Source organism: Spirosoma migulaei (assembly GCF_054776855.1).
Genome location: NZ_BAAHBG010000039.1, coordinates 76,290 through 89,655 on the forward strand (window position 1 = coordinate 76,290; position 13,366 = coordinate 89,655).

Annotated in this window: 11 protein-coding genes; 5 read left to right on the forward strand and 6 right to left on the reverse strand. The window is 47.8% G+C overall.

What is annotated here, in order from left to right; genetic code table 11:
• The first annotated feature begins 82 nt into the window (after window positions 1-82).
• Complete coding sequence (locus ACYVGO_RS35225) at window positions 83-1,021, forward strand: 2-hydroxyacid dehydrogenase (RefSeq protein ID WP_142775295.1); 939 nt, start codon at window positions 83-85, stop codon at window positions 1,019-1,021.
• A 98-nt stretch (window positions 1,022-1,119) separates the two neighbouring features.
• On the opposite strand, the gene ACYVGO_RS35230 is transcribed toward ACYVGO_RS35225, so the two are convergent.
• Window positions 1,120-2,913, reverse strand: coding sequence for an IPT/TIG domain-containing protein (locus tag ACYVGO_RS35230; protein ID WP_460973379.1), 1,794 nt, complete (start codon window positions 2,911-2,913; stop codon window positions 1,120-1,122).
• A gap of 231 nt (window positions 2,914-3,144) precedes the next feature.
• Here ACYVGO_RS35230 and ACYVGO_RS35235 point away from each other — a divergent pair, with 231 nt between their 5' ends.
• Both ACYVGO_RS35235 and ACYVGO_RS35240 read left to right on the forward strand, forming a co-directional pair.
• A complete protein-coding gene (locus ACYVGO_RS35235) occupies window positions 3,145-4,674 on the forward strand; it encodes a P-loop NTPase family protein (RefSeq protein WP_460973380.1) in 1,530 nt (509 codons plus the stop codon).
• Between the two features lie 239 nt (window positions 4,675-4,913).
• Window positions 4,914-5,891 carry an SMP-30/gluconolactonase/LRE family protein gene (locus ACYVGO_RS35240; RefSeq protein WP_460973381.1) on the forward strand — a complete coding sequence of 326 codons (978 nt, stop codon included), beginning with the start codon at window positions 4,914-4,916 and terminating at the stop codon, window positions 5,889-5,891.
• A gap of 79 nt (window positions 5,892-5,970) precedes the next feature.
• Here the strand turns inward: ACYVGO_RS35240 and ACYVGO_RS35245 are convergent, their stop codons facing one another.
• Both ACYVGO_RS35245 and ACYVGO_RS35250 read right to left on the reverse strand, forming a co-directional pair.
• Entirely contained in the window at window positions 5,971-6,291 is a 321-nt protein-coding gene (locus tag ACYVGO_RS35245; RefSeq protein ID WP_142775291.1) for a heavy metal-binding domain-containing protein, read from the reverse strand.
• A 125-nt stretch (window positions 6,292-6,416) separates the two neighbouring features.
• Entirely contained in the window at window positions 6,417-7,781 is a 1,365-nt protein-coding gene (locus ACYVGO_RS35250) for an alpha-L-fucosidase (RefSeq protein ID WP_460973382.1), read from the reverse strand.
• 176 nt (window positions 7,782-7,957) lie between these two features.
• On the opposite strand from ACYVGO_RS35250, the gene ACYVGO_RS35255 reads away from it, so the two are divergent.
• Both ACYVGO_RS35255 and ACYVGO_RS35260 read left to right on the forward strand, forming a co-directional pair.
• A complete protein-coding gene (locus ACYVGO_RS35255; protein WP_142775289.1) occupies window positions 7,958-8,473 on the forward strand; it encodes a lipocalin family protein in 516 nt (171 codons plus the stop codon).
• 179 nt (window positions 8,474-8,652) lie between these two features.
• On the forward strand, window positions 8,653-9,186 hold the full coding sequence (locus ACYVGO_RS35260) for a lipocalin-like domain-containing protein (RefSeq protein ID WP_460973383.1): 534 nt from the start codon (window positions 8,653-8,655) through the stop codon (window positions 9,184-9,186).
• A gap of 162 nt (window positions 9,187-9,348) precedes the next feature.
• On the opposite strand, the gene ACYVGO_RS35265 is transcribed toward ACYVGO_RS35260, so the two are convergent.
• From ACYVGO_RS35265 to ACYVGO_RS35275, 3 genes are all read right to left on the reverse strand, one after another.
• Window positions 9,349-10,032 (reverse strand): uracil-DNA glycosylase family protein, encoded by a 684-nt coding sequence (locus ACYVGO_RS35265; RefSeq protein ID WP_460973442.1) that lies wholly within the window; start codon window positions 10,030-10,032, stop codon window positions 9,349-9,351.
• Window positions 10,033-10,040: 8 nt separating this feature from the next.
• The gene (locus ACYVGO_RS35270; protein WP_460973384.1) at window positions 10,041-11,144 is read right to left on the reverse strand and encodes a vWA domain-containing protein; all 1,104 of its coding nucleotides are present in this window, start codon (window positions 11,142-11,144) and stop codon (window positions 10,041-10,043) included.
• Between the two features lie 260 nt (window positions 11,145-11,404).
• Window positions 11,405-13,303 (reverse strand): CocE/NonD family hydrolase, encoded by a 1,899-nt coding sequence (locus ACYVGO_RS35275; protein ID WP_460973385.1) that lies wholly within the window; start codon window positions 13,301-13,303, stop codon window positions 11,405-11,407.
• Between the last annotated feature and the right edge of the window lie 63 nt (window positions 13,304-13,366).

Genomic DNA, 13,366 nt, shown 5'->3' on the forward strand with positions numbered 1-13,366 from the left:
ACTATCAAGCGAAGCTTTTCATTTTTCATTTTTCACTTTTCATTCTTCACTCATATAGCCGCAAGTTACGAAAACCCCCCGGATGTCCCAGAATCAACCATCTATTCTGATTGCCGACGAAATGCACCCGTCGCTCTTTGCCATGCTTACAGAAGCTGGCTTTTTGTATGAGTATCAACCAAAAATTAGCCGAGCCGAGCTGATAACGAGCCTTGCACCCTTTACCGGTCTTATTATTCGGAGCAAAACGACTGTCGATGAGGAACTGCTAAGTCAGGCCCCTAACCTACGTTTTATTGGGCGGGCTGGAGCTGGTTTAGATCTGATTGACCTTGAGGTTGCCGAACGGCGAGGTATTGCCGTTTTTCACGCAGGTCAAGGAAATCGAGATGCGGTTGCCGAGCATACCGTAGGTATGTTGCTGGCACTCCTGGCCAATATCCTGAAAGCCGATCGTGAAGTGCGTCAGGGAATTTGGGATCGGGAGGGCAACCGAGGGTATGAACTCGGTAGTCTTACCGTTGGTCTGGTTGGCTACGGCAACAATGGTCGGGCTACCGCTCAGCGGCTTAGTGGCTTTGGATGCCGCGTACTGGCTTACGACAAATTTCTGACGAACTATGGAGACGGCTTTGCTCAGGAGGCTTCACTAGCCCAGATTATGGCCGAAGCGGATGTACTGAGCCTACACGTGCCACTGACTGATGAAACGCGGATGATGATTAACGATTCATTCATCGACCAAGTGGCCAAACCATTCTACCTGAATAATATAGCCAGGGGCGAAATTGTGTCACTGGCAGCCGTTGTCCGTGGATTGGAAAGTGGCAAAATTCGTGGGGCTAGTTTAGACGTACTGGAAAACGAAAAGTTAGCAAAACTAACGCCCGATCAGCAAGCCGCCTTTGATTATCTGCGCCAGTCGAATCGGGTAGTACTAACGCCACACATAGCAGGCTGGACCCACGAAAGCTACGTTCGTATCAACGAAGTACTGATAAGGCAAATCAAGCAGATGTAGAGCCCGGTCGGCCCTTTCCCCATCCTTGCGGTTCCACTTGCCAGACGGTATTACTGGTGAACAAGAACCGCAGGGATGCGGCAACGGCCGACCGGGCTCTACTTTGTTATTGTAAGATTAGCGCTTGTACAAACCGTCCCTGCATCATTGGTAAGGCAGATTTGACCTGTAACTGCCCCCGTTGGAACCGTTGCAAGTAGCGAACTGCCCGATAGCCTGAAGGTTGCCGGAGTTGATGTGCCACCATTAAAACGCACGGCTGTTACAGATGATAAGTTCTGTCCGGTAATGGTAATCTCATCACCAATTTTAGCCGTCTTGGGCAGGAAGTCCGTGATGGTTACTAATCGGATAGGCGAAAAAAACATGGGTGTCGCAATTTCACCGGCAGCGTTTACCACACGTAATGGGCCTGATTGTGCATCGGCTGATACAAGAATCCAGCGCTCGGTATCTTCATTTTTCCCTCCATCAACTGCTTGTGTAGCTGAACCGGTAAAGAAAATTTGTGCGTTCAACAGGAAATCTCCCCGTACAACAATCCGTTCTCCCGGTCGTGCTTTTGCGGGTAGAATATCAGAAACAACGGGCGGTTGCACGACTACTAACGGAGCGGAAGCCGTACCTGCCCGGCTTGAAACGGTAATAGGGCCGCTTACTGCAGTTTCTGGCACGCCAATAAGTAAGTCAATACCTTCATTTCTGCTGGTGATGGGCACCGTAATACCACTAACACTGACCGCAGTAATACGATACAAGTTCTTGCCCGAAACGGTGAGTGTTCGCCCGCGAAGTTGACGTGCTGGCGTAATAACGAGGTTAGAAGGGGGCAGATAGAAAAAGAAAAGATCTGTAGCGGTAGTGTTTCCGCCAATACTACTGGCCGAAATCTGTACCGGTCCCGACGATGTCAGGGCAGGTATTGTGACTTCAAGCTGTGTATCACTTATTATGCGGAATATAGCTCCCACATTGCCTACTGTCATACCGGTTACATCACGGAGATTACGGCCATTCACAAGGAGTTTATCTCCGGCAATACCATCCTGAGCCAGTAAATTAGTAATGAAAGGGGGTTGGATGATCTTAACCGTATCGACACTGGTAGCTATTAATGTCTCGAATACCTTTACCGTTATCACACCCGATGTAGCCGTTGCCGGTATTGCCGTCCGAATCTCCGTGTCTTTTACTGTTGTTAGTGATTTTTCGGTAGGAAGCCCATTGATACTTACAATACCATCTATCAGATTTTGACCTTGTATAACTAATTCCGCACCGGGTTTGGCGCGTAGTGGACTAACGCTGGTAATCTGAGGTGTTCCCGCTACAATAAATTTACTGGTAGATTCACCGCCTTTTGTTTCAATAGCGAGTGCTACCGGGCCGTGGGGTAGTTTGGGCGGAACAACGATAGTGAGCTTTTGGGCTGTACTATCTTTTATCTCTGCCGTGACATCGTCGAAGCGAACCCGTTTAATTTGATTGAGGTAAGCCCCCGTAATAACGACCAGAGAACCAGGTAGCCCATTGCCGGGGGTAATTGTTGTTAATACAGGAACGGGTTGCTTTACCTTAAGCAGGAGTGGATCTGAGGTGCCTTCGTCAGTACGAACGCGAACCTGCGTATTTCCCGGTTGAACTAAGGGCACCGTTAATTGGATGATATTCTCGTCGTGACTGCTAATTTGAGCCGTAACAGCGGAGGAAGCAATACCAAAAGTTACAACAGGATCAGAGCCAAATTGGTAACCAGTTAGGGTAATTGCATCACCAACAAAGGCCTCTTTTGTCGATAATCCGGTTAATTCGGGTGGACTATTCTGTACGCGGCACCCAGATACAGCGATAAATGCAATAAAGAGAAAGAAAAATGATACAATCGAGTTCATAAACGGCAACGGGATACTATACCCGACGCATGATTGGTAAAATTAGTCAATTTGACTGTCAAAAAACCATTTCTTCCGAAAGCCTGTTAGACCTAATGAAGTATATAGTCTGTGAAAAGGTGAATGAAAACCGAAAGACAAAGCTAGATTTGGTAAAGCTGATTCTTCGAAAACGACCCGATTCATCTTTTTATTCTTCTGTATGCTACACTCTTCACATAGAATCAGCGAATGAACTACCGCAGCCTGAAAGCATCAAAATTACTAGCGATCTCTACACTTGGCGAACTCAAAGCCGCCGGGTATCAAACCCGTTCAATTAAGCAGGAATTACGCGACAATCTGATTGAGCGAATTAAAGAAAAGGAAGTTGTTTTTCCGGGAATATGGGGGTACGAAGATACCGTCATTCCCGATGTAGAACGGGCCATTTTGTCGATGCACCACATTAACCTCCTGGGGCTGCGTGGGCAGGCTAAAACCCGGATTGCACGCCTGATGGTCAATTTGTTAGACGAATATATTCCAGTGGTGGCCGGATCTGAACTGAACGATGACCCGTTGCAACCGCTCTCGCGTTTCGCCATCGATTTGATCGCCGAAAAAGGAGATCAGACCCCCATTGAGTGGATGCACCGAAGTGATCGTTACACCGAGAAACTTGCTACGCCCGATGTATCGGTAGCTGACCTTATCGGCGATGTAGACCCCATTAAAGCGGCCACGCTTAAACTGCCTTATTCCGACGAACGGACCATTCACTTTGGCCTGATTCCGCGCTCGCACCGCTGCATTTTTGTGATCAATGAATTGCCCGATTTACAGGCACGTATTCAGGTATCGTTGTTCAATATTTTGCAGGAAGGGGATATTCAGATTCGTGGGTTTAAACTGCGTTTGCCGCTCGATATTCAGTTTGTCTTTACGGCTAACCCAGAGGATTATACCAACCGGGGCAGCATTGTAACACCGTTGAAAGACCGGATCGATTCGCAGATTGTGACTCACTATCCGAAATCTATCGAAATCGGTAAAAAGATTACCATGCAGGAAGCTGTCGTGAAAACGGAACAGGCGGGCATGGTGAAAACGAATGAGCTGATTGCTGACCTGATTGAGCAAATCGCACTGGAAGCTCGTGAGAGTGAATATGTCGATTCGAAAAGCGGTGTTTCGGCCCGGATGACCATTTCGGCTTATGAGAATTTACTCTCCTCTGCCGAACGGCGGGCGTTGCTCAATGGCGAAAAAGAAACCTATGTCCGTATTGCCGATCTGTATGGTGTTGTGCCAGCCATTTGCGGTAAGGTCGAACTTGTATATGAAGGTGAGGTAGAGGGCCCTGTTATTGTAGCGCAGAACCTGATTGGTAAAGCCATTCGAAATCAGTTTTTACAGTACTTCCCGAATCCAGAGAAAGCCAAAAAGGATAAGCGCGGCAACCCCTACAAGAAAATCACGGACTGGTTTGGTGATGGCAATACCATGGACATTCTAAACGATCTGACCAACCGCGACTACGAAGCCCGACTCCGTACAATCGACGGCCTGGATGATGTTGTGGATCAGTTTCACGAACGTATGAGCAAAGCCGAAAAACTGTTTATGATGGAGTTCGCTTTGCATGGCTTGGCCGAGCATTCGCTCGTTGGCAAAAAAGCAATGGATACGGGCCTATCGTTCAAGGATCTTCTCGGCTCGATGTTCAACCCAGGTACTAACTTCGGGGAAGAAGAGGAAGAGGATGATGATCGGTATTAAGCCGAAATGGTAAATAGGTAGGTTTTAGCAGGCGTCAACTGAAGTCATTCTGGCTTTGGTTGACGCCTTTTTTGTTGCTGGTTTTATAGGTACGATCAGCTATTTGGGTGAACCATTCACTCATAAGACACGGATCTGGTGTGGTCATTCGCTCATAAATAGCTGATTTGGCTAAGTTATAGAAACATACCTATCTGTTCATGGTTAGAACGTTTTATTGTCTATTCAACTAATTCGTTATGAAAAACGCTTACCAGCTAATCGGGTGGTGTACATTCGCCGTTTGCCTGACCGCCTGTGAAGATCACCGGCTTAGCCCGAATGCCTCCTTCCCGGAGCGAATTGACTTCGTAGCCCGACGCCAATATCCAGAGGGAATCACCTATTCTGCTCAGTTGGATAAATTTCTGATCTCATCAGTAACCCAGGGGAAAATCGGTACGGTTACTACCGACGGCCGCTATGAGGATCTCTTGTCGGACCCGGGCCTGATTAGTGTGAATGGAATAAAAGTAGCCGGTGACCGGTTGATCGTGACGAACAACGACCAGGGTGCATCGGATAAAAGTACAGCCCAAACAACTCGCCAAACGGCCGAACTGTTCGTATTCAGCCTTAGTACCCGCCAGCTGGAGCGCCGAATTGATCTTGACGATTTACTGCCAGCCGCTGAACCCAATCTTGCTAATGATCTGGTTATTACACCAGATGGTACGATCTACGTGACGGACTCATTTTCGCCAGTTATTTATAAAGTTACCAGCAATGGACAGGCTAGTGTTCTGGTGCGGGACGATGTACGATTTACCAGTCCTACATTTGGCCTGAATGGTATTGTGTACCATCCCGACGGTTACCTGATTGTGGCTAACACGGGTCAGGGCAAGTTGTATAAGGTGGATTTGAAAAATGGGAATGCTGTTACGGAAGTAATTGGGACAGGGCCCCTACCTGGCGATGGACTGACGCTGCTGAATAACGATTTGTATGTTGTAACGGGCAGTGGAAGCCAGGTAGCACAGTTGCACAGCAATGACAACTGGCAAACGGCTGTGGTGTTAAAAAGAGATACAAACGGCTATTTCCAGGCCACAACGAATGTAGCGGTCAATAATCAGATTTTCACCTTAAATGGCCGGATTGGCGAAGTAGGTGCGGCTATGGGCGATCGGTCTAAACTTCAATCGAACGACTATAGCATCCAGCGATTTAAATAAGGACCAGGCAGTATAAAACGATTTGCCTACTGTATGGTGCTATACATACAGTAGGCAAATCGTTTATACGCTCATAGCATTACGCTACAATTACCGCTGTCCCGTTGGCACTTACCATCAGCATGGCACCGTTTCCACCAATGGTCTGGTAATCCAGATCAACACCGATAACTGCGTTGGCACCCAGCCGGGTAGCCTGATCAACCATTTCTTTGAGGGCAATACTTTTTGCTTCGCGTAAGGCCTGCACGTAAGCGCCTGAATGTCCGCCAACTACGTCGCGGATGCTCGTAAAAAAATCTTTGACAAGGTTAGCGCCAATAATTGCCTCCCCGTTTACCAGACCTATATAATTTGTGATATGCTTGCCTTCAATATTAGAGGTAGTGGTTACGAGCATACAAGAGGAGAGAAGTTAAGAAACAATCTGCCATTCAAACATGTAAAGTTAGGTAGTTGTAGGTATTTGTAGGCACCATTCATCCTGTGGCTATACCTTACAACCGTGAAAAAACTTGTTTAGGCTTATTTTTTTGCGGTCTCTGAGTTCATTTCCAGCTCAATAATAGTATCCATAGCATCATCTGCGGGAGCCGTGGCCATGGTTAGCACTACTCCTTCGGGTGTTTGAGAAACTTTAACAATACTCTTATCTGCAAACAGCTTAGCTGAGCGAACCTTACCTGGAATGGCGGGCAGCGTCAGTTGGCGGTCAGACCAGTCGAGTATGTGCACAAACACCCGATTGCCAACAGCAGTGGTAACGCCCCAATTGCGGGCGGGAACGGGACCACTGCGTGTACCGTAAATGGTCTCGCCATTTTGTTGTGTCCACTGGCCAATTTCGCCGAGTGTTTTCACAAATTCAGGCTGTATTTTACCGTTCGGCATGGGGCCGACGTTGAGCAGGAAATTGGCATTATGACCAGCAGCTTTAACTAGATACTGGATGAGTTCTTTGGTGCTTTTGTAGTGATTATCTTTTATGTTGAAGCCCCAGGCACCATTCATTGTTTCGCAGGTTTCGAGCGGGAGTTGCCCAATTGTCTGCGCTTCATTGAAGCCCGTTGTTTTGCTACCAGGCAGATCTTTTTCGAACATCTGAAAGTCTTCGCCAGGAAAAGGAGCTACATGATGATTATTGCCAATCAGCGCGGCTGGCTGTAGTTTATGGATGAGTGAATAAGTCCGGTCTAAATGCCAGTCGATACCGGTTTTACTAGCCGGTGCTGAATTGCCTACATGCCCTGCATCATCGGCAGATTGATCCCACCAGCCATCGAACCAGATACCTCCAACCGGGCCGTAGTTGGTCAGCAGTTCGGTTAGCTGGGTGTCCATGTATTTGAGATAGTTCTCGAAATTGCCGCTTTCGGGACGGCCTGTTTTCTGTCCAGTTCGACCACGTGGGTAATAATCAGGATGGTGCCAGTCAAGGTGGGAGTGATAAAAGAACAGTTTGATGCCTTGCGCCCGGCACTCATCGGCTAAGGCTTTTAGTACGTCTTTTTTATAGGGTGTCCGGTCAACGATATCGTAGTCAGACACTTTTGAGTCATATATGGCAAACCCATCGTGGTGTTTGCTCGTGATGGTAATGTATTTCATGCCCGCATTTTTGGCTATTGAAACCCATTCTTTCGCGTCGAAGGCAGTAGGGTTAAAAAACGTGGGTAGCTTTTCGTAGTCTTTCGCTGAAATCTGCCGATTGTTCATCACCCATTCGCCATCACCCAGAATGCTATACACCCCCCAATGGATAAACATTCCAAATTTATTATCCTGAAAGGTTTTTCGGGCCGCCAGGTTTTCAGCGCTAGGTTGGTAGGCCGTTTGGGCCAGCACTGGTAGGGTTATATAGAGAAAATAGCCAAGCAGAAATAAACGCATGATTATTGGATTGGGAGTTTTTGGGGAAGTAGACCGGTACTTTTTTATACTTTTAGTTCGTTAGATAGATCATTTGCTAATTATTCAGATGGTTTGACTATCTGCTACGCAAGTTTATTATTTATTTGCCTATTTTGACGTCAAACCTAATTAATCACCTCTTATAACCAGAAACAATGCAAAATTTACGTTCATCCCGCCTGTTCATTTGGGCACTACTCATTGCCATGCCCCTATGGTTTGATAGTTGCAAAAAAGATGATGAGAATCCAGTTATTACCCCAACTACAACAATTGAGGGTAGTTATAAGATTACTGCACTGAAAGCTAATCCTAAAGTAGGTGGTATCTACGAAGATTTGTTAGCCGCTGCTCCGTTAATCTTAACTACTACCTGTCTGAATGACATTACCTTAACCTTCCAGACGGGCGGTGCTATTGCCACTGATAACCCAACTACCTGCCAGAAAAGCACTGTTCCACCGGGTACAATCACAGGTATTGATGCCACCAGCAAATGGGCCTATAGTGGGAACACATTGACCATTACTAAAAGTGATGGTACGAAAACGGCATATACCGTTCTCAAGACGGGTACCGTTCTGCAGGTTCAATGGCAGGATAGCCAGGATTATCTGGGTACAGGTACAAAGGTAGCGTATACCTATACAATGGATTTGACGAAAAAGTAATCGTCTTATAATTCCAATATCTAAAAACCGACTCGTCATAGAGTCGGTTTTTTTGTGGTTAAATTCTTCGTTTCGACCGTTTACGAAGTGCGACTTACCGTTTGCTCAACACATTTCAGGCCGTACAAACCGAGCTAATACTTTCGGGGCGAATACAAATTCTAACAAATTGTACGATTATGAAAAAGTTGAATGGAATCCGTTTGATGGCCTGGGCGTTAGTCGTCGCTATGCCAATGTGGTTCGGTAGCTGTAAGAAAGGGAGTGACGATGCAGTAACGCCAACCACATCATCCGTTGAGGGAAGCTGGAAAATATCAGGCTATAAAATTGATCCTGGGGTCGATTTCCTGGGAACCGGCCAGAAAAGCAATGATGTGCTGGCCTACTTCAAATCCTTACCGAATGGGCTTGGGAACGATCTGGTTGACTGTCTGACAGGCACGACAATCATATTTAATTCGGGTGGAAAAGTTACCGGAACGCCGGGGGCTAAATGCTCTGCCTCAACAGATATGAATCCGGTTGAAGATAATTCTACCTGGAAGTTAGATGGCAACAAGCTAACCCTTACCAGCGGTACCGACGTAACCGTCTACGATACGGTTATTAGTGGCAATGTCCTGAAACTGTCGGGTAAAGAGTTGGAGGACTTCGACGGCGACGGTAAGGATGAAACGTACACCGTTACGCTGGAGCTAACGAAGGTATAAGAAAGATGCTGTTTAAACTTTCCGAAATTCTTTAGAATAGCGTCGTTTTTGCGTTTTTGTCATTCCGACCTTAGGAGGAATCTCAAGTTTTTTGATAATCAAGCTTGAGATTCCTCCTAAGGTCGGAATGACAAAAAACAAATTCGCTGTAATTTCAAAAGTTTATACATCGATTATACATTCATGCAGTGTCGCGATGTATTGCTCCAGGTACATTGGCATATCCTTCGTTTTATACTGCAGAATGTAACGCGGGTGGTCGAGCGTAACGATGCGGTCGAAAAAGCCCTGCTGGTCGTTGAGTCGACGTAAATAGGTTTCGTTTTTACGACCCAGGCACACGGCCACCTTTCTGTTGTAACCAAAATTGATTTGCGTTCGAACTGTTTCGGTAATGGCAGGCCAGAGCGCTTCGGTTGTTCCGCGGTCGTCGTAGAAATTGTAGTTTTTGCCTGCTTTCGTCAGGGCCAATGGAAAGAGGGATGTCAGGAAAAACTGCCCGTAAAATGCCTCGGCTCCGCCAAAGGCTTCCACAACCTGATAAATAAACCGACTCGATAATTCCGGTGTATCGCGCAGGTCATTTTCGATGCCACAGTATCGACGCAGATTCTGAGGTGTGGTAAATGAAATGCCCGTTACACCTGCCCCAAACCGCCCCGGATTAATACCCAGCACAAAAACGCGCGGTTTGGTATCACTGAAAAATCGGGTGTAGAACTCGCTTACAATGTGCTCGACTTCTGGCTGTTGGTAGGGATTTATCACGCCCACATCAGTTGGCAGATTCGCTGGTGCTGCGAGCGTGTTATAATAAGGAATGGCTTGGTCTGCGAAGGTTGTCAGCATGTAGCCTACTTAATATTCTTCCGGCGGTTCCGCTGAAAATCCTCGAACATCATATTACCCAGGCCCTGCAAGCCACTATAGTAAGCCCGGCCGTTATTGACCTTTGTGAACTCCTGTACAAATTGCTTCAGATAAGGGTCCGAAGCAATCATGAATGTTGTGATCGGAATCTCCAGCCGACGAGCCTGGGCGGCCAGCGTGAGTGTTTTACTCACAACTTTTCGGTCCAGCCCAAATGAGTTCTTGTAGTATTTGATGCCTTCTTTCAAGCAGGTCGGTTTCCCGTCTGTGATCATGAAAATCTGCTTGTTCTTATTCTTTCGCCGACGCAGTAAGTCCATTGCCAATTCCAGCCCGGCAACCGTGTTGGTGTGGTAGGGACCAACTTCCAGATACGGAAGCTCTTTGGCCTGAATCTGCCAGGCATCGTTTCCAAACACAACAATATCGAGCGTGTCTTTGGGGTATTTCAGTTTGATGAGTTCAACAAGGGCAAGCGCCACTTTCTTGGCGGGTGTAATCCGGTCTTCACCGTACAGAATCATCGAGTGGCTAATGTCGATCATGAGCACGGTCGAGGTTTGCGTCTTCTGCTCTTTTTCGGTCACTTCAAGATCGCGCTCCATCAACCGAAACTCCTCCACACCGCTGTTGATCTGTGCGTTTTTGATGGATTCGGTCATTGAAATCTGTTCCAGAGAATCACCGAACTGATAAGTTCGAAGGTCGCTGCTGAGTTCATCACCGGTGCCGGTATAGGGTGTTTTGTGGCTCCCGCCCGACTTTGACCGTTTGAGTTTACCGAAAATTTCTTCCAGCGCACTTCGCCGAATCGTTTGTTCGCTCTTGGGCGTCATCACGATTTTGCCTTCCTGATTATCTTCGGTCAGATAGCCTTTCTCTTTCAGATCATCGAAGAAATTGCCAATGCCGTATTTGTCATCGGTGAGGCCGTATTGCCGGTCAAGCTGACTCATCCAGGACATGGCTTGTTCCACATCGCCGGACGTCAGCAGTAATAACTGCTGGAAAATATTCAGCAGTTTATCGAAGTTGCTGCCTTCCTTCTGTTCGGGCGGCACGAAATCGGAAAATTGAAAGCCTTTCATATTGCTAATGAGTGATTGAGCGAATTGCCAACTACCCCCAACCCCCTAAAGGGGGCTTTTGTCAGTCTTAGAGATAGGCAAAGCCCCCTTTAGGGGGTTCGGGGTAGTTTTAAGCTAATTAAGGAATAAGTTTTAGCTAGTTCTTTATTCGTACAGTGCCTAGCGGTTTCTGATTGTTCTAAAAGAACAGCACGTTTCCCTGATTTGTTCGCCTGTTCGGGCGTCTCCGAGATCAATCGGGACGGACCAGAATAAACCTGCTATTTCTTCACAATCGGCAATCGAATCTGCGACGGATATTGCGCTGAATGAAACACCTGATTGTGAGCTACTACGCCTTTTGTTTCGCTATAATTATCGCCACCTGTATTCATATTTCGGTCGAAACGGGGGAAATTACTGCTCGATACTTCAACCCGAATACTGTGGCCCGGTGCAAAATAATTACTGGTCGACATGGGGCTTAGGGTCAGTTTATACACTTTCCCTTTATCCATCCAGACTTCTTTCTCAAAGCCCTCCCGATAGCGGGCGCGGAGAATGGTCTCGTCCAGATTATAGGCTTTCCCATCCGGGTAAACGTCAATCAGTTTGACCGTGAAATCAGTGTCTTTGGCATCGGAAGAAACATAAAGCGTGCTTTCAATCGAGCCGGTCAGTTCGACACCATTGGCAAAGGGTTCGGTGGTATAGACCAGCACATCCTGCCGGGTTTCCATCTGGTGCTGATCGAAAGCCCCGCCTTGAATTGCCGTTCCCGTGCAGCAAACATTGCCTCCATAGGAAGGCACCGGGTAAGCCGGGTCATAGGCAAACAGATCTGGTTTATCTTCCTTCCCGACCGGCTTTGGGGTAAGTTTGCCATCGCCGTACAGGCTATTCGCGTGTCCTCCGCTGGATAGGTAATAGGTAGTCATTTCGGACGTAGCGGGTGGCCAGGTATCGGAAGTCTGCCATTTGTTGGAACCCATCGTGTAGTACCTGACGCGGGGTGTGTTTTTCAGAACATCGTTGTTTTCCCCCTTGAGCCAGTAATCAAACCAGCCGTAGGTGAGGGCGTCGTAATCCAGCCGGGCATCGCCAACGCTTCGTTCGCCAACGATGGTATTCGCCGTAGCTCGTTTGTAGGCGCAGTGCAGCGTAGGCGCAATAACCAGAAACTGATTGTCGCGAATTTGAGGGTCTGTTGCGTTTTTACGGACATGGTTGAACAACGCGATGTTGGGACCGGTCGAGACATCGTACCAGGACGCGAACCAATAGCTGGGAACGCCGAATGGCATGTTATCATGATATAGACCGCCTTTGTACCACTCGGGGTCATTTGGTTTGCGAACGATCATTTTCTCGTAAACTCCTTTCGCGCCATTCGCATTTTTGATAATGTCCTGAACCGGCAAAAACTTCAGCCCCTGCGCCCAGTCGACTTTGGGCATTTCGGGCGCTAGATCATAGAATCGGGATACGCGGGTCAGGTCTTCACTGCTGGCGGTTTTCGGGAAAAGCGGCCGGGCAAAATTGTCGACCTGTGTGCCATACAACCAGGTGGTAAAGAGCATTTGTTGCGCCCCGCCCCGGTACCAGTTGCCCTGTTCCATAAAGGGAGCTACGCGTCCCACACCCGCGCCGTAGCTCATGGGCACCATAGCCGCGTGTGCCGGGTGATCTAAAGCAGCCACCGCCATCTGCCATTCGGCGGTAGAAGAGCAGCCCAGCGTCCCGATTTTCCCGTTCGACCACGGTTGTTTGGCCATCCACGAAAAGGCATCGTAGCCGTCGGTGGTTGGTGGGCCTAGAATGTCCCAGTCGCCTTCGGAGAAGAACTTGCCCCGCTCATTCTGAACCACATAGGCATAGCCCCGCTTTACAGCGTCAAGCGCGCCCAGGTACGAGTTCTGTCGAAGCTCTCCATCGCCCCAGGCGTTGAAATTGTAGGGTGTTTTAGAGAAAATAATCGGGACGGGTTTGTCGGTTTTGGGCCGGTAAATATCCGTTGCCAGCCGAACGCCATCCCGCATGGGCATCATGACTTTCTGCTCAATGATGGCAATTTCCTGTAGTTTTTTAAGAACGTCTTCCTGTACCTGGGCGTGAGCATAGTGAGAAAAGCACAAGACGAGAGCCACTAGCCGCCCTGCGAAAGAGGAGAGGTTTTTCATTAATTAGTTTGGGAGAGATGAAAGGCTGTGAAGTAGCGAATTTATGGGGATAAAACAAAGCAG

Coding starts and splice junctions, on each gene's coding strand:
- ACYVGO_RS35245 (WP_142775291.1), bottom strand. CDS start 6,291: ATGCTCGTAACCACTACCTCTAATATTGAAGGCAAGCATATCACAAAT.
- ACYVGO_RS35240 (WP_460973381.1), top strand. CDS start 4,914: ATGAAAAACGCTTACCAGCTAATCGGGTGGTGTACATTCGCCGTTTGC.
- ACYVGO_RS35230 (WP_460973379.1), bottom strand. CDS start 2,913: ATGAACTCGATTGTATCATTTTTCTTTCTCTTTATTGCATTTATCGCT.
- ACYVGO_RS35275 (WP_460973385.1), bottom strand. CDS start 13,303: ATGAAAAACCTCTCCTCTTTCGCAGGGCGGCTAGTGGCTCTCGTCTTG.
- ACYVGO_RS35270 (WP_460973384.1), bottom strand. CDS start 11,144: ATGAAAGGCTTTCAATTTTCCGATTTCGTGCCGCCCGAACAGAAGGAA.
- ACYVGO_RS35225 (WP_142775295.1), top strand. CDS start 83: ATGTCCCAGAATCAACCATCTATTCTGATTGCCGACGAAATGCACCCG.
- ACYVGO_RS35250 (WP_460973382.1), bottom strand. CDS start 7,781: ATGCGTTTATTTCTGCTTGGCTATTTTCTCTATATAACCCTACCAGTG.
- ACYVGO_RS35260 (WP_460973383.1), top strand. CDS start 8,653: ATGAAAAAGTTGAATGGAATCCGTTTGATGGCCTGGGCGTTAGTCGTC.
- ACYVGO_RS35255 (WP_142775289.1), top strand. CDS start 7,958: ATGCAAAATTTACGTTCATCCCGCCTGTTCATTTGGGCACTACTCATT.
- ACYVGO_RS35235 (WP_460973380.1), top strand. CDS start 3,145: ATGAACTACCGCAGCCTGAAAGCATCAAAATTACTAGCGATCTCTACA.